Below are 24,188 nucleotides of genomic sequence, written 5' to 3'. Positions count from 1 at the left end.
GCCCCCATGGACATCCTCTATCAGATCCGCGCCCGCCAGGACACTTTCAGTGCCGGCGAAGGGCGTATTGCCAAGCTGATGCTTGAGGATGTGGGCTTTGCCGCGTCCGCCAGCCTGGAGGAACTGTCGCAACGGGCTGAGGTGAGTACCGCCACCTTGTCACGCTTCGCCCGCAGCGTGGGCTGCCGTGACTTGCGCGATTTGCGCCTGCAGTTGGCCCAGGCCAACGGCGTGGGCAGCCGCTTCCTGGACCCGGCGGGCAAGCCAGAACAGTCAGCGTTTCATCGGCAGATTCTGGGGGATATCGAGGCGACGTTGCGTCAGCACCTTTCGGGTTTCAATCAGCGCAGCTTTGGCGATGCGGTCAAGCTATTGGGTAAGGCCCGGATGATCCATGCGTTCGGCATGGGCGGGCCGTCGAGCCTGTGCAGCGATGAGTTGCAGGTGCGCCTGGTGCGTCTGGGCTATCCGATTGCCGCCAGCCACGACCCTGTGATGATGCGTGTCACGGCGGCGACCCTGGGGCCCGAACATGCCGTGATCGCCTGCTCACTCACGGGCCTGACCCCGGAGTTACTGGAGGTAGTGACGCTGGCGCGCAACTACGACGCGCGGATCATTGCCATCACCCTTGCCGATTCGCCGCTGGCGCAGTTGGCGGATGTCGTGCTGCCGCTGCAATCGGCGGAAACCAGTTTTATCTACAAGCCCACTGCGGCCCGCTACGGCATGCTGCTGGCTATCGACCTGCTCGCCACCGAGTTGGCGCTGGCCCTGCCGGACGACAACCAGGAACGCCTGCGCCGGATCAAACTGGCGCTGGACGATTACCGCGGCGGCCCTGGTAGCCTGCCGCTTGGAGATTGATATGAAGTACGACACGCTGATTCGCCAGGCGCTGATCATCGATGGCAGTAACACCCCAGGGTATGTCGCCGATGTGGGCGTGCAGGCAGGGCGCATCCGTACGATTGGCGACTTGTCCACAGCCCAGGCGGAGCAGATCATCGACGGCCATGGCCGGGTATTGGCACCGGGTTTTATCGACGTGCACACCCACGACGACACGGTAGTGATTCGCCAGCCGCAGATGCTGCCCAAGCTCAGCCAGGGCGTGACCACGGTGATTGTCGGCAACTGTGGCATCAGCGCTTCACCGGTCAGTTTGCGCAGCGACCCGCCGGACCCGATGAACTTATTGGGCAACCGTGAGCAGTTCTGTTATCCGCGGTTCAGCGATTATCGCAACGCGGTGCAGGGCGCCCATCCGGCAGTGAACGTCGCGGCATTGATCGGTCACACGGCGCTGCGCAGCAACCATATGGACGACCTGCATCGCACCGCCACACCGTATGAAATCGCGGCCATGCGCGTGCAGTTGCAAGAGAGCCTGGAGGCCGGTGCCCTGGGGTTATCCACAGGCCTGGCCTACGCCAGCGCCTTCAACGCCAAGACCGATGAAGTGCTGCAGCTCGTTGAGGAGCTGACGGCCTACGGCGCGGTGTACACCACGCATTTGCGCAGTGAGTTCGAACCAGTGCTGGAAGCAATGGATGAGGCGTTTCTGATCGGTCGACACGCCAGGGTGCCGGTGATCATTTCCCACCTTAAATGCGCCGGTGCCGGTAACTGGGGGCGCAGCCCGCAGCTGTTGGCGGCCCTGGAAGCAGCGGCAAAAGATCATCCGGTGGGTTGTGATTGCTACCCCTATGCCGCCAGCTCCTCGACCTTGGACCTCAAGCAGGTGACTGACGCGTTTCGCATCACCATCACTTGGTCCACACCGCACCCGCAAATGGGCGGGCGTGATTTGCAGGAGATTGCCGCCGAGTGGGGCGTTTCGCTGATGGATGCCGCCCGCCGTTTGCAACCTGCGGGGGCGGTGTACTACGGCATGGATGAGGCGGATGTACGGCGCATTCTTGCGCACCCATTGTCGATGGTGGGGTCGGATGGGTTGCCTGAAGATCCGTTTCCTCATCCGCGCTTGTGGGGCGCTTTCCCACGGGTGCTAGGGCATTTCAGCCGGGATGTCGGATTGTTCCCGTTGTACACGGCGATACACAAAATGACCGGGCTGTCGGCGGCGCGTTTCGGCTTGGCCCAAAGAGGAGAAATTCGCGAGGGGCACTGGGCTGACCTGGTGCTCTTCGACCCTGCGCGGGTGCGTGACATGGCGGATTTCAAGACGCCTCAGCGTGCGGCCGAAGGGATTGAGCGTGTGTGGGTAAACGGCGTCTTGAGCTACAGCGAAGGGCAGTCGAACACACGGCGTGCGGGTCGTTTTCTGGCGCGCAGCGGTGATTTGCGCCGAGGTTTTCAGCTTGGTGCGCGGGATGCGATCTGACAGTGCTCGGCCCGATAGCGTGTCTGAATATGGCCAATCAGCGCTTACAAAAAGCTAATTGATTGCAAAGGACGGCTCTCTAGCATGTGCAGGTCTTATTACGGAGAGCCTGTATGAACACTCAGCCTGTAAGCCCCAGCCAACTCGCTAACCGGGCCGGCAACGCCGTCATTTCATCTACCGTCACGTCGCCTGACGCCGCGGTGAATGAGGGCGTCGATGCGATGTCGGCGTTCCCTTTTCCGCGTGACACGATCAAAGGCTGGATCCAGGAAAAAGTCTGGAACCTGACCAATCAATGGATCGACCCCGACAAGGTATACCTGCATCAGTTTTCTCCTGCCAACAGTACCCACACTGGCAGCGCCGTGACCGGGTGGGAACATCGCGGAGTTCCCGAGTCGTCCATGACGCTGACCGATGCCGTGGCCAGTGATTTTTTCTCGGCGGAACGCTACGGCACGGCCGGCAAGGCTCAGGCGCTGGCGCATTTCGTGTCTTCGAATACCAGCCCGTTTTCGTTGCTGGACAGCGAAAGTGTGCCGGATTTTTTCAGCCGGCTGGGCAAGTTCATTTTCGACCGGACGGGGCCGGGATTCCTCTACTCGAAAATTCACGATGACGTGCCCAACGCCGTGGAGACCTGGCGTGATCTGGACGCCGCCTATGGCCTGTACCTGGATGGGCCGGGAAAGGGCACCTACGACGCCGGCAACCAACTGCGCATGAAGCCCAGCGAGCTGTTGAACCTGGTGCGTGAGGGGGACCTGCAGAAAAAGGTAATGACCAGGCTGGACGATTTTTGGATGCAGCACGGCGACGAGTGGCGGATGCTGGCCAAGCAACAGTTTGTGATGGAGGCCCGTGCCGCGCGCGCCCTCAACCAACAAGACTCCAGCCAGGGCCTGAGCCCGCAGGCTTATGCCGAGGTGATGAAAGCGGCGGCGTCAGGTGTACCGCTCGAGGGGCCGATGTCCAAGGCCCAGTTACAGGCGCAGACGACGCCGGGTCCGGACACCAGGGTGTTTTGCTTCGATATCAATGGTTATAAGTCCAATGACATCCTGCGCTTCATCTCCAAGAGTGGTACCGAAACCCTCTATGTCCCCGGCGCAAAACCCGCGATCCAGACTTTCAAAGACCGAGCCGCCGTGGACCAGTGGGTGCTCGAACAAAGCAAGGACCCCGCCAAAGCCAAGGTGCTGGAGGAACATTTCTCGCTGCGTGATCGTCAGCAGGGCGTGTTTGGCGCCCTGAGTGCCAACGGCGTGGACGTCACCCTGGCCAAGCTGGGTGCAGGCACCCAGGCAGCGAATGACAGTGTTATCGATACTTTGAATTATCCAATCGGCGGGGACGTGTTTTCCTTCATGGCCAGCCAGACACGCCAACGCATCGACAATGATGCAGACACCGAAATGAAATCCAACGCCGAAGTGCGCAAGGACGACGCACTGGCTCTGTTGCAAGCCGGCAACGCAATATTCTCCATCCCCATGGCCTTGCTCGGGCCTATTGGTCTGGCGCTTGGCGCCGTCTCTTATACGGCACAGGTAGGAATGGAAATCGACCAGGCCGTGGAGGGTGACACTCAGGCCGAGCGCAAGAACGGGCTGCATTCGGCGGTGATGGACGTCGCGACGATGGCTTTTTTTCACGCCCTCGGCAAGGCCGGCCCTTCCACGGCCGACCCCGCTGTCGAGTCCGGCGCTCAACCGACGACGGCGCAAAAACCGTTTTTCAACTATCGCCGCGTGAACGGGCAGATCGGTGTACTGATGAGTCCGACCGAACCTGCGCGGCTACCCGAAAAACCAGCAAACGGGTTGAATCCTGCGTGGGACCCATCCATGGAGATTTACCTGCAAGGGGGGGCCAAGCGTCCCTCAGTGCAGCCCCGTTATGAGATCGTCGAGGAGGGCCCGTCTACGGCGAAGAAGCCCAAACTCGAGAACTCGGAAAACGAACTGTCGGAGAATGAGGAGTCGCCGTCTTCGGTGGTTTCCGATGCCACGTCCTCCGGGGATTACGAGCCGTACGACGATAGCAACGTGCTCAAGGTCAATCCGTTCAAGGCCGGCGTCCAGGTGCCTGATGGTGGGTATTTCAACAGTCGAGGCATGATTGAACGTACCGATATACCCAAGTTGTACCGCGTCGAAAAGGCGGATCGCGTAGAGCGTCGCGGTGATCCGGCAAATTATGGTTTCCGGGACTCAAACTTCTTTTCCGGGCCTGCAAAAATGATGGACGGCAATGTCGTGATGGCGTCTCGCTCAAAGGCGGCGGCGATACATTTTGGTGATACTGCACTCGGCGGCAAGTACCACCTTTACGAAATCGACAGTCGCGGTGTTCCCGTCGTCTCTTTCAACGAAAATATCGAGGTAAACCCGCAGTTCGTCGAGGCTCGCCAGTGTGTGGCGCCTGGCACCATCGAGCGGATGCGCAAGTCGGGCCACTTGAATCAGTTTGAAGAAAGTTCCTATGAGTTCGATGAAGTGCATGTGGACAATGATCAACTGTCGAGCGCAAGGATCAGGGAAATTCACCATCATTGAGCGTGTTCACTTTGAGCGCTTGCTGAGCTAGGGTGGTCGCTCGCCAGCAACGAGCGACCGGCACTTGGAGAGTTAAATGCACTTAGGAAAAGTCACCCCCATCCTGCGGATTTTCGACGAGGCCAAGGCGTTGGAGTTCTACGTCGATTTCCTGGGGTTCAAGGTCGATTGGCAGCATCGCTTCGAGGCGAATTTTCCGTTGTACGTGCAAGTGTCGCTGGGGGAGTGTGTGCTGCACTTATCCGAGCATCATGGCGATGCTTCGCCAGGGGCGGCTGTGCGGGTCCAGGCCCAAGGGGTCGATGCGTATCAGCAGCAATTGCTGGGCAAGGAATACCGGTATGCCAAGCCTGGGGTTGAAGACACGCCGTGGGGGACGCGGGAGATGAGCATCAGAGACCCGTTTGGGAATCGGTTGGTGTTTGTTGAGGAGAGCGAGGGCTGATTCTCCCATTGGGCTGTTCGCAGGTAAGGCCCTTGTGGCGAGGGAGCAAGCTCCCTCGCCACAATAGTTGTGGGGCTACACCCGGAAATGACTGACCATCTGCTGCAACTGGCTACCCAGGCGTGCCAGTTCAACACTCGATTTGGCTGTCTCATCACTGGCCGTAGCGGTCTGCTCAGACACGTCACGCACGTTCACGATACTGCGGCTGATCTCTTCCGCCACGGCGCTCTGTTGTTCGGCGGCTGCGGCAATCTGCTGGTTCATCGACTGGATATTCGACACGGTGCGGGTGATGTTTTCCAAGGATACCCCGGCCTTGCGCGTCAGTTCGACGCTGCTGTCGGTGAGGCTGCGGCTGTTGTTCATCACGCTGGCGACTTGTTGGGTGCCGTTCTGTAAGCCGGCCACCAGGCCTTCGATTTCCTCGGTGGACTTCTGTGTACGCTGCGCCAGGCCACGCACTTCGTCGGCGACCACGGCAAAGCCTCGACCAGCTTCCCCGGCACGCGCAGCTTCAATGGCGGCGTTAAGTGCCAGCAGGTTGGTCTGTTCGGCCACGGCCTTGATCACGTCCATCACGCTGCCGATCTTGTTGCTCTCTTGTTGCAGGTGCGTCATGGCGTCGGTGGAGCGCGCCACTTCGGCCGCCAGGCGTTCGATCTGTGCGATGGCTTCAGCCACCACTTTATCGCCTTCGCGGGCCTGGCCGTCAGCGTCGGAAGCGGCTTGGGAAGCCTGTTCGGCATTGCGCGCAACTTCCTGCACGGTGGCGGTCATTTCATGCATGGCGGTGGCGACCTGATCGGTCTCGATCTTCTGGCTGTTCACGCCGGCGCTGGTCTGCTCGGTCACCGCTGACAATTCTTCGGCGGCGCTGGCGATCTGAGTGACGCCGTCGCGAATGCCGCTGATCAGCTCGCGCAGGGTGGTGCCCATGCGCTGGATGCCTTGCTGCAACACGCCCAGTTCGTCGCGACGGGTCACCTGGATATTGTGGCTCAGGTCGCCCGAAGCGATGCGCTCCACCACGGCCAGGGTGTCCTGGATCGGGCGGGTGATCTGGCGGGTGATTACCCACGCGGCAATCACGCCGACCAACAGGGCCAGCAAGGTGCTGATCAGTTGCAGGCTGCGGGCCTGGGTGCTTTCGGCGTCGCGACGTTCCAGTTGGATGTCGTACAGCTTGTCGCTGATTGTCACGATGTCGGCGCCCTGGGTGGTCATTTCGGCACGGGCGGTGACGATATTGGCATTGGCCGCCTTGTAGCTCTGCACGGCGCTGCGGTAGGCGCCTAGCGCGGTTTCCAGTGCGGACAATGCGCTTTGCTGGCCAGTACCGAAGGCAACGCTGAGGCCTTTCAAACCGGCGACAGCTTTTTCCAGCTGTGTAGCCGCGCGGGCTTCGGTTTCTGCGTTGGGGCTATTGGTATAGCCGCGCACTTCGTAGCGAGCCTGCATGAATTCGTTCTTGGCCTGGGTCACGGCCAGGAACTGCGTGAAGCGTTCCGGGCTGTCGGATGACTGCTGCACACTGGTTTCCAGCGCATTGATTTGCGCGTTCGCAATGTCGGCCTTGGCGCCCATGACATCGCGCGCAGCGTTGCCATTGCGGTAGGCCTCGCGCATTTTGTTCAGGGACTGGCGGTAAGCGGTAATGACGGCTTTCTGCTCATTGAGCAGCTTGAGGTTTTCCGGGCTCTTGAAGCTGTCGAGCAGCTTCTGTTGCTGGGCGGCGAAGGCATCGAGGCTGGTCTGCACGTTCTGCGCCACAGCTTCGTCGCCATTGGCCAGCATGTATTGCAAGCGCACGATACGCAGCTTGGTCAGCGAGGCATTGAGCTGGGTGATGTCGCTCATCCAATTGCTACGGTCGATCAAGCCGCCCAGGCTGGTCCAGCCAGTGAGTGCCAGGATCGAGGTGAGGACCAGCACCAGGCCGAAGCCCAGGCCGAGTTTGAGATTGACGCTGATGTTACCGAACCAGCTGTTCATCGAAAGCTCCTTGAAGAGTGATGTCTGTCTGCTGGACGGTGTGTTTTTGTTTGAGCCAGCCAAGATGTGTAGGGCTGTATCGGCGGGAAAGGATGATTCTGAAATACTTTTATTGTCCGTCGACGAAGGGTCGCCGGCGCGCAACGGCGATGCCGGGGTGGGGCTGATCACGGCCCGCTCATGTGTGCTAGTCTGCGGGCCCTTTTAGTTCTGGGCGGCGCGGGAAACCGTGGCGTCCTACAGCGGAGCCTCTTCATGTCCGAAGTTAATCTGTCCACCGACGAAACCCGCGTCAGCTACGGTATCGGCCGTCAGTTGGGCGACCAACTGCGCGACAACCCGCCACCGGGCGTCAGCCTGGACGCGATCCTGGCCGGCCTGACCGACGCATTCGCAGGCTCGCCAAGCCGTGTTGACCAAGAGCAAATGGCGGCCAGCTTCAAGGTGATCCGCGAAATCATGCAAGCCGAAGCCGCTGCCAAGGCTGAAGCTGCAGCGGGCGCTGGCCTGGCTTTCCTGGCAGAAAACGCCAAGCGTGATGGCATCACCACCCTGGCTTCCGGCCTGCAATTTGAAGTGCTGACGGCCGGTACCGGCGCCAAGCCGACCCGTGAAGACCAAGTGCGTACTCACTACCACGGCTCCCTGATCGACGGCACTGTGTTCGACAGCTCCTACGAGCGCGGCCAGCCTGCAGAATTCCCGGTGGGTGGCGTGATCGCCGGCTGGACCGAAGCCCTGCAACTGATGAATGCCGGCAGCAAATGGCGCCTGTACGTGCCGAGCGAACTGGCTTACGGCGCTCAAGGCGTTGGCAGCATCCCGCCGCACAGCGTTCTGGTATTCGACGTCGAGCTGCTCGACGTTCTGTAAGGCCTGCTGGTTACCTGTTGGGACGAACGCGTTCGCCCCAACAGGTATTTGCCAGTTTCTTCATGGATGGAACTTGCCATTCAAGTCGGTCGCCGGGCGCAACGCTCGTGCATAGCAGAACAGAAACAGATTCCTCACCACTTCCTTCAGCACACCAGGCTCACTGGAACTCAGGCCATTCACGTCCAGATCGCCTTGGTCCTGCAGCTCGTTCAGCGCTTCTTCCTCAAGCACCGCACAGACTTCACCGGTTTCCCGATGCAGGATTCGCAGGTAAGGGTGGGGGCGATCCAGCCAGGCATCTATCAAATAAGTCATGGTCGTTCTCCTTGATGGGTTTCAATGAGAATAATTCTTATTCGTAGAATAGCAAGCGTCTATTGGCAATTTCTGGGTTTTTCTGTGTGGGTATTGCGTTCGATCAACGCAGAGGGCGAAACGCCATCCCGCGGCGGGCGCGGGATGGAATGCAGCAGGTTCAGACTTTGCGCACGAACTCGGACTTGAGTTTCATCGGGCCGATCCCGTCGATCTTGCAGTCGATATCGTGGTCGCCGTCGCACAGGCGGATGTTCTTGACCTTGGTGCCGACCTTGACCACCAGGGAAGTGCCCTTGACCTTGAGGTCCTTGATCACGGTGATGGTGTCGCCATCCTGCAGGACGTTGCCCACAGAGTCTTTCTTCACGGTCTCATCGCCGACCACTTCGGCCTCGCCGTTGGCGGACCACTCATGGGCGCATTCCGGGCAGACCAGTTGGGCGCCGTCTTCGTAGGTGTATTCGGAATTGCATTTTGGGCAGGGTGGCAACGTGCTCACTAAAGCTCCTAGAAAGTCAGGGATGGCTAAAAGTCGCACATTATATAGGGTTTTAAACGCGGGTGGGGTTGGACTCGACCTAATGTGGGAGCTGGCTTGCCTGCGATAGCGGCAGTGAATTCACTCCCGTCATCGCAGGCAACCCAGCTCCCACATTAAACAGCGCGGAATCAGTGAGTACGGGCGACCGCAAACTCACTCAGCTCAACCAGGGCATCCCGGTATTCACTGGCCGGCAGCGCTTCCAGGCATGTGATCGCCCGCGCCACGTAGTCACGCGCCAGTTGCGCGGTGTACTCCAGGGAGCCCGAGGCTTCTACGGCGGCACGGATGGCTTCCAGGTCTTCGATCCCGCCTTTCTGGATCGCCTTGCGCACCAGGGCAGCCTGTTCCGGCGTGCCTTCGCGCATGGTGTAGATCAGCGGCAAGGTCGGCTTGCCCTCGGCCAGGTCGTCACCGACGTTCTTGCCCAGGGTTTCAGCGTCGCCCTTGTAGTCGAGCAGGTCATCCACCAGTTGGAACGCCACGCCCAGGTGATCACCGAACGTGCGCAGGGCCTCGGCCTGTTCGGCGGTGGCGCCACACAGCGCGGCTGCACTGTGGGTAGAGGCTTCGAAGAGCATCGCGGTTTTGCCGCGAATCACTTCCATATAGGTTTCTTCAGTGGTGCTGGCATCGCGGACTTTGGACAGTTGCAACACTTCGCCTTCGGCGATGATGCGTGTGGCCTGTGAAAGAATCTTCATCACGGGCATCGAGCCCAGCTCCACCATCATTTCGAACGAGCGCGAATACAGGAAGTCGCCCACCAACACGCTGGGCGCATTGCCCCACATCGCGTTTGCGGTCTCGCGACCACGGCGCATGCCGGACATGTCGACCACGTCGTCATGCAGCAGGGTGGCGGTGTGCAGGAATTCGATCGTGGCGGCCAGCAGGCGCAGGTCATCGCCTTGACGGCCCAGGGCCTTGCCGCACAGCAACACTAATAAAGGACGCAGGCGTTTGCCGCCCGCCGACGTAATGTAGTCGCCAATTTTGGAGACCAGCGGCACTTTAGACGTCAGCTGCTGCTTGATGATGCCGTCGACGGCGCTAAAATCGTCCGCGACCGCGCGGTAGAAAGCTTGGGGTTGCATCAGCGACAGTCGCTCCAGAAGGGTTGCGCGGCATGCTAGGACCCTGACCCCCGGGTGTCAAGGCGCGATAGACGGCCCCTTGCAAGCCTCCCATAGCTTGCGTACAATCGCGCACCCTGAACTTCCTGGGCAGCACCTGCCTTACGCAATTGCATTCGGGACGTCCATCCCATGCAGCCATGCCAGCCAATACCTCTTCTTATAAAGCGCTGGGTGAGCAGGATTATCGGAGAAATACCATGTCGTACGCAGTAATTGTTACTGGTGGCAAGCAATACAAAGTCGCCCCAGGTGAATACCTGAAGATCGAGAAACTGGAAGTCGCTACTGGCGAATCCGTTACTTTTGATCGCGTTCTGTTGGTCGCCAATGGCGATGACGTGAACATCGGCGCTCCAGTTGTTGCTGGCGCTACCGTTGTGGCTGAAGTGATCTCCCAAGGTCGTCACGATAAAGTCCGCATCATCAAGTTCCGTCGTCGTAAGCACCACATGAAGCGTATGGGCCACCGCCAGTGGTACACCGAGATCAAAATCACCGGTATTCAGGCTTAATTTCAGCCTAATTCCTCACTAGGAGAATTGACTCATGGCACACAAAAAAGCTGGTGGTAGTACCCGTAACGGTCGCGACTCAGAAGCCAAACGCCTTGGCGTGAAGATGTATGGCGGCCAGAAAATCATTCCGGGCAACATCATCGTGCGTCAGCGCGGCACCCAATTCCACGCCGGTTACGGTGTTGGCATGGGTAAAGATCACACCCTCTTCGCTAAAATCGAAGGCGTGATCAAGTTCGAAGTAAAGGGCGCGTTCAACCGCCGTTACGTGAGCGTTGTCGCAGCTTAATTGCGAGATCGCTGGAAAAGCCCTGTCTTGCGACGGGGCTTTTTCGTTTGTGGAGTGAGTCTCTTGCAAAGCTGTTTGTGATGAGCTCAGGCGCAGGTTTGCGGTCGCTGATTGAGGTCGCTGCGCTCATTTTTGCAAGAGTCTTATGTCTTGGTTTCTTAAGCTCGTCCATGCGGCGAGAGGCGTTTTGTTATGAAGTTCGTTGATGAAGTTTCCATCCGAGTAAAAGCAGGCGACGGCGGTAACGGTTGCATGAGTTTCCGTCGCGAAAAATTCATCGAAAACGGTGGTCCAAACGGCGGTGACGGCGGTGACGGCGGTTCCATCTACATGATGGCCGACGAAAACCTCAACACCCTGGTCGACTACCGTTACACCCGGCACTTCGATGCCGAGCGTGGCTCCAACGGCGGCAGCACCGACTGCACCGGTAAAAAAGGTGAAGATCTGGTACTGCGCGTACCGGTCGGCACCACGATCATCGACTCTGCGACTCAGGAAGTGATTGGCGACCTGACCAAGGCCGGCCAGAAGCTGATGGTTGTGCAGGGCGGTTGGCACGGTCTGGGTAACACCCGATTCAAGTCCAGTACCAACCGTGCACCGCGCCAGACCACGCCGGGCAAGCCGGGCGAGCAGCGCGACCTGAAGCTGGAAATGAAAGTACTGGCGGACGTGGGCCTGCTGGGTCTGCCGAACGCGGGTAAAAGTACCTTCATTCGCTCGGTGTCGGCTGCCAAGCCGAAAGTCGCCGACTACCCGTTCACCACCCTGGTGCCAAACCTGGGTGTGGTCAGCGTCGACCGCTGGAAAAGCTTCGTAGTCGCCGACATTCCTGGCTTGATCGAAGGCGCTTCCGACGGCGCGGGCCTGGGTATTCGCTTCCTCAAGCACTTGTCCCGCACCCGTTTGCTGCTGCACCTCGTCGACATGGCGCCGCTGGATGACACCAGCGCCGCAGACGCCGCCGAAGTCATCGTCAGCGAGCTGACCAAGTTCAGCCCGGCCCTGGCCGAGCGCGATCGCTGGTTGGTACTGAACAAGTGCGACCAGATTCTTGAAGAAGAGCACGAAGAGCGCGTCAAGGAGATCGTTGATCGCCTGGAGTGGGAAGGTCCGGTCTACGTCATCTCGGCCATCGCCAAAGAAGGCACCGAGCGCCTGACCCGCGACATCATGCGTTACCTGGAAGACCGTGCCGACCGCCTGGCGGCCGACCCGGTGTACAAGGCCGAACTCGCCGAACTCGACCAGCAGATCGAAGACGAAGCCCGCGCCCAGTTGCAGGCCCTGGACGACCAGCGTGCTCTGCGCCGCAGCGGCGTGAAGTCGGTCCACGACATCGGCGACGATGATTGGGACGAAGAAGACGTGGATGATGAAGACGGTCCGGAAATCATTTACGTGCGTGACTGATCCGTTGCGATAAACTTGAACGCCGCTCTCTGGAGCGGCGTTTTGGTATCCGGGTATAACGTTATGGGCAGCGCTGGGTCGCGCGGCCCTCACTCTAAGGTTGAAGATGATGCGGAGCAAAGTGACAGGTGCGCAGCGCTGGGTCGTGAAAATCGGCAGTGCGCTGTTGACGGCGGATGGCAAAGGTCTGGATCGCGCAGCCATGAGCGTCTGGGTCGAGCAGATGGTGGCCTTGCATGAAGCAGGCGTTGAGTTGGTGCTGGTGTCGTCCGGAGCGGTTGCCGCCGGGATGAGCCGCCTCGGCTGGACCGCGCGACCCAGCGCGATGCATGAACTGCAAGCCGCTGCCGCCATCGGCCAGATGGGCCTGGTGCAAGCCTGGGAGTCCAGCTTTGCCGAGCACGGCCGCCACACGGCGCAGGTGTTGCTGACCCACGACGACCTGTCCGACCGCAAGCGTTACCTCAACGCCCGCAGCACCTTGCGCGCGCTGGTGGAGCTCAAGGTCATCCCGGTCATCAACGAGAACGACACTGTGGTCACCGACGAAATCCGCTTCGGTGACAACGACACCCTGGCCGCCCTGGTGGCCAACCTGGTAGAGGCTGACCTGTTGGTGATCCTCACCGACCGCGATGGCATGTTCGACGCCGACCCGCGCAACAACCCCGATGCCCAGCTTATCTATGAAGCCCGCGCCGACGACCCGGCGCTGGATGCGGTCGCCGGCAGTGTCGGTGGTGCCCTGGGCCGTGGCGGCATGCAGACCAAACTGCGCGCCGCTCGCCTGGCCGCGCGTTCCGGTGCCCACACCATCATCGTCGGCGGGCGCCTGGAGCGCGTGCTTGATCGCCTCAAGGCCGGTGAGCGCATCGGTACGCTGCTGTCGCCGGAACGCGGCATGCTGGCGGCGCGCAAGCAATGGTTGGCCGGGCACCTGCAAACCCGTGGCACGCTGGTGCTGGATGCGGGGGCCGTATCGGCCTTGTCCCAAGGCAACAAGAGCTTGCTGCCGGTGGGTGTGAAGTTGGTGCAGGGCAGCTTCCGCCGTGGCGAGATGGTGGTGTGCGTTGCGCCAGACGGTCGCGAGATAGCGCGCGGCCTGGCCAATTACAGCGCCCTGGAAGCACAGAAGATTATTGGACAATCTTCCGACGCCATTGTCGGACTCTTGGGCTATATGGCGGAACCGGAACTGGTTCACCGCGACAACCTGATCCTGGTCTAACCATAGGAAATACACGATGCGCGTGATGAAGGGATTGCTCGGCCTGCTGCTGGCCATGCCGCTGCTGGCCTCGGCCGAAGAGGTCGGCCAGGTGTCGACGGTGTTCAAGTTCGTCGGCCCCAACGATCGGATTGTGGTTGAAGCATTTGACGACCCCAAGGTCGATGGCGTGACCTGCTACTTGTCCCGTGCCAAGACCGGCGGGGTAAAGGGCGGCCTGGGCCTGGCCGAAGACCGTGCCGAAGCCTCGATCGCTTGCCGCCAGGTGGGCCCTATCCACTTCAAGGGTGAGCTCAAGGACGGCGACGAAGTGTTCAAGGAGCGCACCTCCCTGGTGTTCAAGACCATGCAGGTCGTGCGTTTCCTCGACAAGAAGCGCAACACCTTGGTGTATCTGGTCTACAGCGACCGCCTGATCGAAGGCAGCCCGCAGAATGCGGTGACGGCGATTCCGATTTTGCCCTGGCCGACCGCTCAGTAACCTGCAGGCGAGTTTTGTCACCGGCGTCTATGATTGCAGCTTTGCCGGTTGTAAGCTCCGAAGGGCTGCAATGCAAAGAACATGGGATATCTGGAGTTCGTCATGAGTGCTTTCCACGATCTGAAACTCAAAGCCCTGGACGGACAAGCGCTACCGCTGGCGCCTTTCAAGGGCCAAGTTGTGCTGGTGGTCAATGTTGCGTCCAAGTGTGGTTTGACCCCGCAATACGCGGCGTTGGAAAACCTCTATCAGCAGTACAAGGACCAAGGGTTCACAGTGCTCGGCTTGCCATGCAACCAGTTTGCAGGCCAGGAGCCGGGCACCGAGGAGCAGATTCAGCAGTTCTGCAGCCTGAACTACGGCGTGACCTTTCCACTGGGCAGCAAGATCGAGGTCAACGGGCCTGATCGGCACCAGTTGTACCGTTTGCTGGCGGGCGAGGGCGCTGAATTCCCCGGGGATATCACCTGGAACTTCGAGAAATTCCTGTTGGGTAAGGATGGCCGTGTACTTGCGCGCTTCTCACCACGCACGCCCCCGGAAGACCCCTCCATCATCCAGGCCATCGAAAAAGCCTTGAGCTGACGTCAGTGAAGGCCTGATCGTTCCTACGCTCTGCGTTGATCGTTGATCGTTCCCACGCTCTGCGTGGGAATGCCACCCTGGGCGCTCCGCGTCCCGCTTTTACTCCTTAATCATTTAGATCAATAGTGCTACTCAGCGCTGCAGGCTCTCCATATTATCCGCATCATAAATTCACTCTCCCGTGGAGCGTTCCATGCCCGTCCAAGCCTTGTTCAAACCCTTCCAGCTCGGTGCATTGCAACTGTCGACCCGCGTGGTCATGGCGCCCATGACCCGCTCGTTCTCCCCTGGCGGCGTACCCAATTCCAAAGTCATTGAGTACTACCGCCGCCGTGCCGCTGCCGGTGTGGGCTTGATCATCACTGAAGGCACCGTGGTCGGGCACCCAGCCTCCAATGGCTACCCCAACGTGCCGCATTTCTACGGTGAAGCCGCCTTGGCTGGCTGGAAGAAAGTGGTCGATGCAGTCCACGCCGAAGGCGGCAAGATTGTTCCGCAGCTGTGGCATGTGGGCAGTGTGCGCCGTATGGGCACTGAGCCTGATGCCAGCGTGCCGGCTTATGGCCCGATGGAAAAGCTCAAGGACGGCAATGTCGTTGTGCACGGCATGACCAAACAGGACATCAAGGACGTGATCAACGCCTTCGCCCAGGCCGCCAAGGATGCCCAGGCCATCGGCATGGACGGCGTGGAAATCCACGGTGCCCACGGCTACCTCGTGGACCAGTTCTTCTGGGAAGGCAGCAACCAGCGCACCGACGAATACGGTGGCAGCCTGGCCAACCGTTCGCGCTTCGCCATTGAGCTGATCCAGGCCACCCGCGCCGCTGTCGGCCCGGACTTTCCGATCATCTTGCGTTTCTCCCAGTGGAAGCAGCAGGACTACACCGCGCGCCTGGTGCAAACCCCTGAGGCGTTGGGTGAGTTTCTCAAGCCACTGTCTGACGCTGGCGTGGATATTTTCCACTGCTCCACCCGTCGTTTCTGGGAGCCGGAATTTGAAGGCTCCGACCTTAACCTCGCCGGTTGGACGCGTCAGCTAACCGGTAAGCCAACCATCACGGTAGGCAGCGTGGGCCTGGATGGCGAGTTCCTGCAGTTCATGGTCAACACCGACAAAGTTGCCCAGCCTGCCAGCCTGGAGAAACTGCTGGAGCGCCTGAACAACGATGAGTTCGACCTCGTGGCAGTGGGCCGTGCCTTGCTGGTGGACCCGGATTGGGCGGTGAAGGTGCGCGAAGGGCGCGAGAGTGACATCTTGCCCTTCAGTCGTGAGGCGTTGATGACTCTGGTGTGAGCGGTAAGAGGGCGGGCACCGGTTGGCCGTCCTCGCATACCCCGCGCAACTGGCGCTCGAACTGCTCGATAATCGCCGGCCAGCCCTGACGGCTGGCATGTTGTCGGGCATTCAAGCGCACTCTGCGCAACGTTTCGCGCTCCTCCAGCAGCCAGATGGCCGCGTCGCAAAATGCGTCTTCATCCCCAGGCATCGACAGTGCGCCGCTATAGCCATGGCGCAGATGCTGGCTCGCGGCGGCCTGGTCGTAAGCCACCACGCCCAGGCCAGACGCCATCGCTTCAAGCACCACATTGCCGAAGGTTTCGGTCAGGCTGGGGAACAGGAACAAATCCCCTGAGGCGTAATGCCTTGCCAGCTCTTCGCCGCGCTGCGTTCCGCAGAACACTGCATCGGGCAAATCGTGTTCCATCGACGAGCGCTGGGGGCCATCACCGACCACAATCAGCTTCATCCGCCGCATTGGATAGGCAGCCTGCAAGGCATCAAAGCAGCGCTTGAGCAGCCTCAGGTTCTTCTCTTGGGCCAGGCGTCCCACATGCAGCACGGCAATATCGTGGTTCTCCAACCCCCAATTTTCACGCATGGCGTTATCGCGTTTGGCCGGGTGGAACAATTGGCTGTCGACACCCCGGGATAACATATCCAGACGCTCAAAATGCCGGCGCTCCAGCTCCAGGCGCTGGCTGGCGCTCGGTACCAGGGTCAGGCTCGAGCGGTTATGAAACCAGCGCAGGTAATGGGTGACCACGCGGCTCAACAGGCTCAAGCCATACTGGTTCGAATACTGCTGAAAGTTGGTATGAAAGCCGCTGACTACGCCGATCCCCAGGCGCCGCGCAGCGCGCAGCGCCGAGAGCCCCAGCGGCCCTTCCGTGGCGATATACAGCACATCCGGGCGTTGCCGCGTCCAGCGGCGCAGCAACTTGCGCATTGACGATTGGCCCCATTGCAAGCCTGGATAGCCCGGCAGCGGCCAGCCGCGGCACAGCAGCAGTTCATCGTCGCTGGAGCGGTTTTGGTCGGCACTCTGGCGTGGGCGTACCAGCTCGACCTGATGGCCGCGTGAACGCAAACCCTCGCACAGGCGGCCAAGGGTATTGGCCACCCCGTTGATTTCCGGCGGGAAGGTTTCGGTAATGAGGGTGATGTGAAGCGAGGCTGTCGTCATGACCCACAGTGTCTGCGTGGGCCATGTCGTCATTGTGTCAGGGCGATGATGGATTTATGACTTGGCCACCGCCGGCTGCGTCATCGCCTCGGCGCCTTGCTCCCGCACCCAGAACAACGTCGCCCCGGCCACCGCCGCTGGCATCATCAACAGGTTGACCACCGGCACCAGCAGTACCAGGTAGACAATGCCGCCAAAACTCATGCTCTGCCAGCGTTTCTGGCGCAGCCACGCGAGCATTTCGTTCCAGCCCAGCTTGTGGTTGTCGGCCGGGTAGTCGATGTACTGGATCGCCATCATCCACACGCCAAACAGCAGCCACAACGGCGCTGCGATCAGGTTGACCACCGGGATGAACGACAGGATGAACAGGCCGATGGCGCGCGGCAGGAAGTAACCCAGCTTGCGCATCTCCCGCGCCAGGGTGCGCGGGACCATGGCAGCCAGCTCACCCCAACTGAACGGCGGGAAGTCGTCGGTGCCACGTACCACGACCTCGACCTTCTCGGCGAGAAACCCGTTGAACGGCGCGGCGATAATATTGGCGAGCATGGTGAAGGTGAAAAACACCATCAGCACCACCAGCACGACAAACAGCGGCCACAACAGGTAATTCAAAAAGCCTAGCCAGTGGGGCAGCGTCGGCATCAAGCTGTCGACCCACAGGCTGAACTGATGGCCGGCGAAATAGATCAATCCGACGAACAGCACCAGGTTGATCGCCAACGGCAACAGCACAAACAGGCGCAGGCCTGGGCTCAACACCAGTTTGAGGCCTTCACGCAGGTATTGCGGGCCGGAAAGAGCAGGGGCGGGCATGGGGTACTCCGAGCAAAATGGCGAACGCGCCGACCTTACCGGCTTTGCACCTGATGTGAAAGCGCGGGCAGGTAGGCGACATCCAGGGTTACAAAGGTGTCGATTAGCTTGATTGCACGCATAGAGAACACCTATGAGCTGGATTGTTATTGCGTATTTCCTTAATCTTGCCCCCCTCGATACGCTGCACCCATTATTTTTCAGGACCTGGCGAGTCAAAGCCTTCCCCAAGTGCTTCGCGGTCCTTTTTTATTCCCGCCGCCCTGTGGTCCGGGCGGTCGGTAGGAGTGAGTCATGTCTGATACCCGTCATTCCCGAGTGATTATTCTCGGTTCCGGCCCTGCCGGTTACAGCGCCGCTGTCTACGCTGCCCGGGCCAATCTCAAGCCGTTGCTGATCACCGGCATGCAGGCGGGCGGTCAGTTGACCACCACTACTGAAGTCGACAACTGGCCGGGCGATGTCCATGGCTTGACTGGCCCGGTGCTCATGGAACGCATGAAAGAGCACGCCGAGCGCTTTGAAACCGAGATCGTCTTCGACCATATCAACCAGGTCGACTTCTCGAAAAAGCCTTACAGCCTGACCGGTGACAGCGGTGTGTACACCTGCGATGCACTGATCATTGCCACTGGTGCCAGTGCGCGTTACCTGGGCCTGCCGTCGGAAGAAGCGTTCATGGGCAAGGGTGTTTCCGCCTGCGCCACTTGCGATGGTTTCTTCTACCGCAACAAGCCGGTTGCCGTGGTCGGCGGTGGCAACACTGCCGTGGAAGAGGCGCTGTACCTGGCCAACATCGCCAGCACCGTGACCCTGGTTCACCGCCGCGAGACCTTCCGCGCCGAGAAGATCCTGATCGACAAGCTGCACGCCCGTGTCGCTGAAGGCAAGATCATCCTCAAGCTCAACGCCACCCTGGATGAAGTCCTGGGCGACAACATGGGTGTGACCGGTGCCCGTCTGAAAAACAACGACGGCAGTTTCGACGAGCTGAAAGTCGACGGCGTGTTCATCGCTATCGGCCACACTCCGAACACCTCACTGTTCGAAGGCGTACTGGAAGCCAAGGACGGGTACCTGGTGGTGCAGGGCGGCCGTGAAGGCAATGCAACTGCGACCAACATCGAAGGTATCTTCGCTGCCGGCGACGTGGCAGACCACGTTTACCGCCAGGCCATCACCTCGGCCGGCGCCGGTTGCATGGCGGCCCTGGATGCCGAGCGTTACCTCGACGGTTTGAAGGACGCTTCGTTCTAAACCCGTTGACTCAAAAAACCGGCGAAAGCCGGTTTTTTTATGCCTGCGATCTAACCTACACCGCTAAACAAATGTGGGAGCTGGCTTGCCTGCGATAGCGGTGTGATAGTCACCACCGCCATCGCGGGCAAGCCCGGCTCCCACATTGAGCGGGGTTGGTTATTAAATCAGCGGCGAGTCAGAGGCTGTTCAGCAAACTTCACTGCGGCCAGTCCATGGGCAATCAACGCTCGGATATTGCCATGGTCACTGCCCTCAGGCGTCGCCACCACCGACCGGTAATGCTCACCAAACGCCAGCAGTGCTTCCTTATCACTCAACCCTTCCAGCAGCGCCAAACCCAGGGTCTTGCACGACCCTTCATTCTGCCCAGCGGCATTTTCCACACCGCCGTTGATGAAGGCTTGCGGCTGGTAGTCGTAACCCGCCGCGACGAACGCCAAGGTATCGGCAAAGGCGTGTTCGCCGCTGTTGAGGCTGGCGCGCAGGGTGTTCAAATCAGTCATGAGGCTTTCCTTTGGCGAACGCGGCCTGTTGGTCTGCGTTGGCTTCTTGCTGGTATTGGGCTTTCCACTCGGCGTACGGCATGCCGTACACCACTTCACGGGCGTCATCGAGGCTGACCTCGATCTGGCGTTCGTCGGCCTCGGCCTTGTACCACTTGGACAGGCAGTTGCGGCAGAAGCCGGCGAGGTTCATCAGGTCGATATTCTGCACATCCTTGCGGCTGTCCAGGTGGGCCACCAATCGGCGAAAGGCGGCGGCTTCGAGTTCGAGGCGTTGTTGGTCGTTCATAGGGCTCACTTAGTATCAGCGGCTGGCGGCCAGAGTGATCGAAACCGACTCGGCAAAGCGCAGCGCGTGGGGCTTGTCCACTTCGACTTCGGCGTACAGCACCGATTCGTTGCTCATCACCAGGTCCAGCAATTCCTGGGTCAGGCGCTCCAGCAGGGCAAAGCGATTGCCTTCGACGTGAGCGATGATGGCCTTGGTGATGGTGCGGTAGTTCAGGGCGTGGTCGATGTCGTTGTCACTCACGGCTTCCTGGGCGGCATACAGGATGGTCAGGTTGATCAGCACATCCTGCTTGTTGAGGATTTCGTCCTCGTTGATGCCGATAAAGGTGCGCAGGCACAGGTCCTTGACCCGGATACGCGCCATGCCTGGTTGAAGTTGTGGCATTGCTACTTGCTCCGTCCAATCAGTTGCAGGAACTCCATGCGGGTGGTGTTCGACTCGCGAAAGGCGCCGAGCATCACCGAGGTGTTCATGGTTGAATTCTGTTTCTCCACGCCGCGCATCATCATGCACATGTGCTTGGCTTCGATCACCACCGCCACGCCGGCGGCCTGGGTCACGTCCTGGATGGCGTCGGCGATTTGCCGCGTGAGGTTCTCCTGGATCTGCAGGCGCCGGGCGAACATGTCGACAATGCGCGCCAGTTTTGACAGGCCCAGCACCTTGCCGGTCGGAATATAGGCCACATGGGCCTTGCCGATGAAGGGCAGCAGGTGATGCTCGCACAACGAGTACAACTCGATGTCCTTGAGGATCACCATCTCGTCATTGTCGGACGCGAACAGCGCGCCGTTGACAATTTCCTCCAGATTCTGCTCATAGCCATGACACAGGTACTGCATGGCCTTGGCGGCACGCTTGGGCGTATCGAGCAGGCCCTCGCGCTGCGGGTCTTCGCCCAGGCCCTTGAGGATCTCGCGGTAGTGGTGGGGCAGGGATAAGGTCATACAACATCCTCGTAAACGGCTTACTTGATATGCCGCCCACCGTTGACGGTCAGGGTGGTACCGGTGACATAGGGATTGTCCAGCAGGTAACGCACGCTCTGGTAGATCACCTCGGGCCCGGGTTCGATGCCCCGGGCCGACTTGGCCAGGACCTTGGCGCGATAGGCCGCGTCATCGCCTTCGTTGAACATCACCATCGCCGGTGCGATACCGTTGACCTTGATCAGCGGCGCGAACTGTGCGGCAAACGATAACGTGAGGCTGTCGAGCCCGGCCTTGGTGGCGCAATAGGCGATGTGCTGCTGGCTGCCCTTGCGCACCACGTCATCGCTGATATGCACGATATCGGCGGGTGTCGAGCGTTGCAGCAAAGGTGAACAATGCAGGTTGATCAGATACGGCGCAAGCATGTGCACGCTGAACATGTCGATAAAGGCACGGCTTTCGTCGCCCAGGGTTTCGGCGACCCAGGCTGAAGCGTTGTGGATGATCGCTCGCAGGCTTTGAGTATGGGTTTTCACTGCGGCGATGAAAGCCAGTACGCCGGCTTCGCTGGAGAAGTCGGCAAACACGCCGATGGCGCCCCGCTCACGCAGTGCCTGCACGCCGGGACGTTCACTGCGGTAGCTGAAAATCACCGATTGGCCTTCATCCAACAGGCGCTGGGCACAATGCAGGCCGACACGCTGGCCGGCACCGGTGATCAGGATCGGAGCGTTGTTTGCATTCATGGGAGGCTCAAGTCGCTGGCAGGCTCAAACTATACCAGCGCCCCGGCCTCCCTGTACTCAAGCGGCGGCTTCAGTGACTTTGCGAGGGGGCGAAGGGTGCAGCCAGTTCGCCAGCAGATGGGTCGACAGCGGTATAAAAAGGTAAACCATCAGCGGGGTCAGGGCTGCGGTGCTGACCAGTACGCGGCTGAACAGGTCCAACTCGCTGAGCAGCGGCCCCAGGCCGAAGTTGAACAGCAACGATACCGGGAAAAAAGCCAACCAGATGGCCACCGCCTGTTTCCAGCGTGGCGGGCGGGCACCCGCTGCGCCGAACCAGCCATCGATACCGCTGACACGGTGTTCCGACGGGTTGGCAAATAGCTCGCTGCCACGGCTCAGCCACGCGCTGCGCGAAGCGGAGAACTCCCATGCGTGCAAGGTCTTTTCATCGGCGAAGCGGAAGATGATCTGGAATTCATCATCATGGGGTGGTGGCGCCAGCACGCCGGAGCCCAGGTAACCGGGGAAGTCAGTCGCCAATTGCTCGCCTTCGCGCAGCCAGGCCATCAGTTCTTCGTAGCGACCTTTGGCCACGCGGCGCGCAACCATCAAGGTGACGGGTGAGGTAGACATCGTATATCTCCAAATCAGCAAGTGCGCCGAGCCGGGTAGGCGGCGCACGAACGAAGCTGCGGGGTGGTGCAGCGACGCAAAAGAACAGGCAAGGATTATTCCGGTTTTGCCCAAATACGCCAGAAACTTCGGATGGATCGCCGTAGATCTTGAATCATGCAGTTCAATCGGCGTTAAATAGGATCCAAATTCATACAAGTTTTTTGACTGCTGATGCCTGAAATCACTGCGCCTCTTCGCGAAACGACACCCGACAGCCACACTGACTGCGAGGGCCTGTTTCCGATTCGTGAAGTGGCAAGACTCACAGGCGTGAACCCGGTAACGCTACGTGCCTGGGAGCGTCGCTACGGTTTGATCCAGCCTGTACGCACCGAAAGTGGGCACAGGCTTTACTCAAGCACCGATATCGAAACCGTGCACCGCATCCTCGACTGGATCGAGCGTGGCGTAGCGGTGAGCAAAGTCGGCAAGCTTTTGGCGCGCGACCCACAGCCCAACGAGCCGGCTACAGCGTCACGCAGCGATACCGAGCTGGAGTGGCGCCAATGGCAGGCGCAACTGCGGCAGGCCATCAGTGCCTTTGATGATCGTGAGCTCGACCGGTTGTACGGCCAGATCTTCAGCGTCTATTCGACGACCGTGGTGTTCCAGGACATTTTGGTCCCGCTGTGGCAGCAGTTGTTACGTCACCAAGGCCGCTTTGGCCAAGCCAGCGAGTGGCTGTTCTTCGACAATTTCCTGCGCTCGCGCGTCGCACGGTGCCTGCAAATGGCCTGTGCCTCGCCAGTGCCCAGGGTGTTGCTCTCAGCCATTGCCGGAGAGTGCCGTGAGCTGGAGTTGCTGGTGGCGGGCTTGTTGATGTCGAGCGAGAAACTGGCGGTCAAGGTCCTGGGCGTTGGCCAGCCACTGGATGAGTTGACGCTGATCTGCGAGCGCACTCGACCGCAAGCCCTGGTGCTGTTTTCCAACCATGCCCCTGGCGCAGAGTTGGCGTCACGGCTCAATCGCCTGGCCTTCACCCTCGATTGCCCGTTGTTGCTGGCTGGAGAGGCGTCGGACCTGGCGGGACACAGCCTGGCAGGTTCGTCGATTGGTTGCCTGGGCAATGACGGACGCTGGATGCCGCGCCGCTTACAGCAACTGCTCAGCGGCACCTGGCGTCTCAGGCATGAACGTGAGGATGCACCAGGCGATGCTGGTGCAGGATGAACTGGCGTAACCGTTCGATCTCATCAGCATTGCTTTGGCTCAGGCGGTAGGCGAACAGGCCGCGGGCGGTTACCCGCTCCAGCGTACCGCGCAGGGCGATGCGTTCGTAGCCGGAAGGGCTGAACCACAGGGAAAACGTCTTGGGCGGTTTGACCCGGCCACGCACTTCTACCAGCACCCCTTTGAATGACACTTCGTGCACCCACAGCGCGCTGGAGTAGCCCTTGATGTTTTCCAGCGCCACCGGCGTTTCAAGTGCCAGGCGCCACGGGCGGATCATCGGCCCATCTTCAAAAATGCTCGGTACGCCCAGGCGCAAATGCACGGCATGAAACTCATCTTCCACCAGGTGCAACGGGAAGGTGAGTTGCTGGTTGTCGAACTGCGCCTGGATGGTGACCTGGTCGTGAGCCGCTAGCCGCGTGAGCAGATCGCGAATCTGTGCCCCGCCATTAACCGTCAGGCTCGACCATGCATCCCGCAGGTTGAGCTGCGGGTTGTGCGTCATGTCCTGGATAAAATCCAGCTCGTCCTGCGTCAATAGCGTGTCGCGTTGCATTGATCTGGCTCAAGGCTGAGGCATTAAAAAGCCATTATCGCTCTAA

The 24,188-nt window shown here is 60.1% G+C and carries 26 protein-coding genes and 2 pseudogenes; 14 read left to right on the top strand and 14 right to left on the bottom strand.

Annotation, left to right across the window (positions count from 1 at the left end):
* Positions 1 to 6: 6 nt before the first annotated feature.
* From AC1RAC_RS07915 to AC1RAC_RS07900, 4 genes are all read left to right on the top strand, one after another.
* A complete protein-coding gene (locus AC1RAC_RS07915; RefSeq protein WP_186527653.1) occupies positions 7 to 867 on the top strand; it encodes a MurR/RpiR family transcriptional regulator in 861 nt (286 codons plus the stop codon).
* A 1-nt stretch (position 868) separates the two neighbouring features.
* Positions 869 to 2,347, top strand: coding sequence for an N-acyl-D-amino-acid deacylase family protein (locus AC1RAC_RS07910; RefSeq protein WP_054921533.1), 1,479 nt, complete (start codon positions 869 to 871; stop codon positions 2,345 to 2,347).
* A gap of 113 nt (positions 2,348 to 2,460) precedes the next feature.
* Positions 2,461 to 4,908 carry a dermonecrotic toxin domain-containing protein gene (locus AC1RAC_RS07905; protein WP_492616474.1) on the top strand — a complete coding sequence of 816 codons (2,448 nt, stop codon included), beginning with the start codon at positions 2,461 to 2,463 and terminating at the stop codon, positions 4,906 to 4,908.
* 76 nt (positions 4,909 to 4,984) lie between these two features.
* A complete protein-coding gene (locus AC1RAC_RS07900) occupies positions 4,985 to 5,353 on the top strand; it encodes a glyoxalase superfamily protein (RefSeq protein WP_054896979.1) in 369 nt (122 codons plus the stop codon).
* A gap of 75 nt (positions 5,354 to 5,428) precedes the next feature.
* Here the strand turns inward: AC1RAC_RS07900 and AC1RAC_RS07895 are convergent.
* Positions 5,429 to 6,025: pseudogene (locus AC1RAC_RS07895) on the bottom strand (methyl-accepting chemotaxis protein); the annotation flags it as partial.
* A gap of 258 nt (positions 6,026 to 6,283) precedes the next feature.
* Positions 6,284 to 7,348 (bottom strand): annotated as a pseudogene (locus tag AC1RAC_RS07890) (methyl-accepting chemotaxis protein); the annotation flags it as partial.
* Between the two features lie 255 nt (positions 7,349 to 7,603).
* Here AC1RAC_RS07890 and bamJ point away from each other — a divergent pair.
* On the top strand, positions 7,604 to 8,221 hold the full coding sequence (gene bamJ, locus AC1RAC_RS07885) for a BamJ family beta-barrel-assembly machinery protein (RefSeq protein WP_492616473.1): 618 nt from the start codon (positions 7,604 to 7,606) through the stop codon (positions 8,219 to 8,221).
* 60 nt (positions 8,222 to 8,281) lie between these two features.
* Here the strand turns inward: bamJ and AC1RAC_RS07880 are convergent, their stop codons facing one another.
* From AC1RAC_RS07880 to AC1RAC_RS07870, 3 genes are all read right to left on the bottom strand, one after another.
* Positions 8,282 to 8,539: a PA4570 family protein gene (locus AC1RAC_RS07880; protein WP_005791321.1), complete on the bottom strand. Its 258-nt coding sequence runs from the start codon at positions 8,537 to 8,539 to the stop codon at positions 8,282 to 8,284.
* A 160-nt stretch (positions 8,540 to 8,699) separates the two neighbouring features.
* Positions 8,700 to 9,041: a zinc ribbon domain-containing protein YjdM gene (locus AC1RAC_RS07875; protein ID WP_034128750.1), complete on the bottom strand. Its 342-nt coding sequence runs from the start codon at positions 9,039 to 9,041 to the stop codon at positions 8,700 to 8,702.
* Positions 9,042 to 9,211: 170 nt separating this feature from the next.
* Positions 9,212 to 10,180 (bottom strand): polyprenyl synthetase family protein, encoded by a 969-nt coding sequence (locus AC1RAC_RS07870; protein WP_003194086.1) that lies wholly within the window; start codon positions 10,178 to 10,180, stop codon positions 9,212 to 9,214.
* 239 nt (positions 10,181 to 10,419) lie between these two features.
* Here AC1RAC_RS07870 and rplU point away from each other — a divergent pair, with 239 nt between their 5' ends.
* The 7 genes from rplU to AC1RAC_RS07835 all read left to right on the top strand — a co-directional run bounded on the left by rplU (position 10,420) and on the right by AC1RAC_RS07835 (position 16,033).
* Positions 10,420 to 10,734, top strand: a complete 315-nt coding sequence (gene rplU, locus AC1RAC_RS07865; protein ID WP_007950961.1) for a 50S ribosomal protein L21 — start codon at positions 10,420 to 10,422, stop codon at positions 10,732 to 10,734.
* Between the two features lie 34 nt (positions 10,735 to 10,768).
* Positions 10,769 to 11,026 carry a 50S ribosomal protein L27 gene (gene rpmA, locus AC1RAC_RS07860; protein WP_003176049.1) on the top strand — a complete coding sequence of 86 codons (258 nt, stop codon included), beginning with the start codon at positions 10,769 to 10,771 and terminating at the stop codon, positions 11,024 to 11,026.
* A 192-nt stretch (positions 11,027 to 11,218) separates the two neighbouring features.
* A complete protein-coding gene (gene cgtA, locus AC1RAC_RS07855; RefSeq protein ID WP_003194084.1) occupies positions 11,219 to 12,442 on the top strand; it encodes an Obg family GTPase CgtA in 1,224 nt (407 codons plus the stop codon).
* Between the two features lie 109 nt (positions 12,443 to 12,551).
* Positions 12,552 to 13,670 carry a glutamate 5-kinase gene (gene proB / locus AC1RAC_RS07850; protein WP_019817476.1) on the top strand — a complete coding sequence of 373 codons (1,119 nt, stop codon included), beginning with the start codon at positions 12,552 to 12,554 and terminating at the stop codon, positions 13,668 to 13,670.
* Between the two features lie 16 nt (positions 13,671 to 13,686).
* Positions 13,687 to 14,151: a CreA family protein gene (locus AC1RAC_RS07845; protein WP_003194082.1), complete on the top strand. Its 465-nt coding sequence runs from the start codon at positions 13,687 to 13,689 to the stop codon at positions 14,149 to 14,151.
* Positions 14,152 to 14,253: 102 nt separating this feature from the next.
* Positions 14,254 to 14,736, top strand: coding sequence for a glutathione peroxidase (locus AC1RAC_RS07840; RefSeq protein ID WP_054896977.1), 483 nt, complete (start codon positions 14,254 to 14,256; stop codon positions 14,734 to 14,736).
* 193 nt (positions 14,737 to 14,929) lie between these two features.
* Positions 14,930 to 16,033 carry an NADH:flavin oxidoreductase gene (locus tag AC1RAC_RS07835; protein ID WP_034128747.1) on the top strand — a complete coding sequence of 368 codons (1,104 nt, stop codon included), beginning with the start codon at positions 14,930 to 14,932 and terminating at the stop codon, positions 16,031 to 16,033.
* Here the strand turns inward: AC1RAC_RS07835 and AC1RAC_RS07830 are convergent.
* Positions 16,002 to 17,204 (bottom strand): glycosyltransferase family 4 protein, encoded by a 1,203-nt coding sequence (locus AC1RAC_RS07830; protein ID WP_034128746.1) that lies wholly within the window; start codon positions 17,202 to 17,204, stop codon positions 16,002 to 16,004. The genes AC1RAC_RS07835 and AC1RAC_RS07830 overlap by 32 nt on opposite strands.
* Before the next feature lie 54 nt (positions 17,205 to 17,258).
* Positions 17,259 to 18,023, bottom strand: a complete 765-nt coding sequence (gene cysZ / locus AC1RAC_RS07825; RefSeq protein ID WP_236453827.1) for a sulfate transporter CysZ — start codon at positions 18,021 to 18,023, stop codon at positions 17,259 to 17,261.
* 294 nt (positions 18,024 to 18,317) lie between these two features.
* Here cysZ and trxB point away from each other — a divergent pair, with 294 nt between their 5' ends.
* Positions 18,318 to 19,280 carry a thioredoxin-disulfide reductase gene (gene trxB, locus AC1RAC_RS07820; protein ID WP_010206474.1) on the top strand — a complete coding sequence of 321 codons (963 nt, stop codon included), beginning with the start codon at positions 18,318 to 18,320 and terminating at the stop codon, positions 19,278 to 19,280.
* 167 nt (positions 19,281 to 19,447) lie between these two features.
* Here trxB and AC1RAC_RS07815 read toward each other — a convergent pair whose 3' ends face one another.
* The 6 genes from AC1RAC_RS07815 to AC1RAC_RS07790 are packed head-to-tail and all read right to left on the bottom strand — an operon-like array spanning position 19,448 to position 22,371.
* Positions 19,448 to 19,786, bottom strand: coding sequence for a HopJ type III effector protein (locus tag AC1RAC_RS07815; protein WP_054896975.1), 339 nt, complete (start codon positions 19,784 to 19,786; stop codon positions 19,448 to 19,450).
* Entirely contained in the window at positions 19,779 to 20,075 is a 297-nt protein-coding gene (locus tag AC1RAC_RS07810; protein WP_032879544.1) for a DUF1244 domain-containing protein, read from the bottom strand. The genes AC1RAC_RS07815 and AC1RAC_RS07810 overlap by 8 nt, the downstream gene beginning before the upstream one ends.
* Positions 20,076 to 20,090: 15 nt before the next feature.
* Positions 20,091 to 20,462 (bottom strand): dihydroneopterin triphosphate 2'-epimerase, encoded by a 372-nt coding sequence (gene folX / locus AC1RAC_RS07805; RefSeq protein WP_492616472.1) that lies wholly within the window; start codon positions 20,460 to 20,462, stop codon positions 20,091 to 20,093.
* Positions 20,463 to 20,464: 2 nt separating this feature from the next.
* Positions 20,465 to 21,025: a GTP cyclohydrolase I FolE gene (gene folE / locus AC1RAC_RS07800; RefSeq protein WP_003194072.1), complete on the bottom strand. Its 561-nt coding sequence runs from the start codon at positions 21,023 to 21,025 to the stop codon at positions 20,465 to 20,467.
* Between the two features lie 20 nt (positions 21,026 to 21,045).
* A complete protein-coding gene (gene folM / locus AC1RAC_RS07795) occupies positions 21,046 to 21,756 on the bottom strand; it encodes a dihydromonapterin reductase (RefSeq protein ID WP_492616471.1) in 711 nt (236 codons plus the stop codon).
* A gap of 57 nt (positions 21,757 to 21,813) precedes the next feature.
* Positions 21,814 to 22,371 carry a putative antibiotic biosynthesis monooxygenase gene (locus tag AC1RAC_RS07790; protein WP_034128740.1) on the bottom strand — a complete coding sequence of 186 codons (558 nt, stop codon included), beginning with the start codon at positions 22,369 to 22,371 and terminating at the stop codon, positions 21,814 to 21,816.
* 213 nt (positions 22,372 to 22,584) lie between these two features.
* Here AC1RAC_RS07790 and AC1RAC_RS07785 point away from each other — a divergent pair, with 213 nt between their 5' ends.
* The gene (locus tag AC1RAC_RS07785) at positions 22,585 to 23,583 is read left to right on the top strand and encodes a MerR family transcriptional regulator (RefSeq protein ID WP_127881027.1); all 999 of its coding nucleotides are present in this window, start codon (positions 22,585 to 22,587) and stop codon (positions 23,581 to 23,583) included.
* Here the strand turns inward: AC1RAC_RS07785 and AC1RAC_RS07780 are convergent.
* Positions 23,537 to 24,142: a hypothetical protein gene (locus AC1RAC_RS07780; protein WP_198791551.1), complete on the bottom strand. Its 606-nt coding sequence runs from the start codon at positions 24,140 to 24,142 to the stop codon at positions 23,537 to 23,539. The genes AC1RAC_RS07785 and AC1RAC_RS07780 overlap by 47 nt on opposite strands.
* Positions 24,143 to 24,188 lie beyond the last annotated feature (46 nt).

It is taken from the genome of Pseudomonas sp. GW823-FHT02F05, assembly GCF_058797315.1.
The sequence above is the reverse complement of the archived record's forward strand: the minus strand, read 5'-3'. Positions and strand labels throughout refer to the sequence as shown.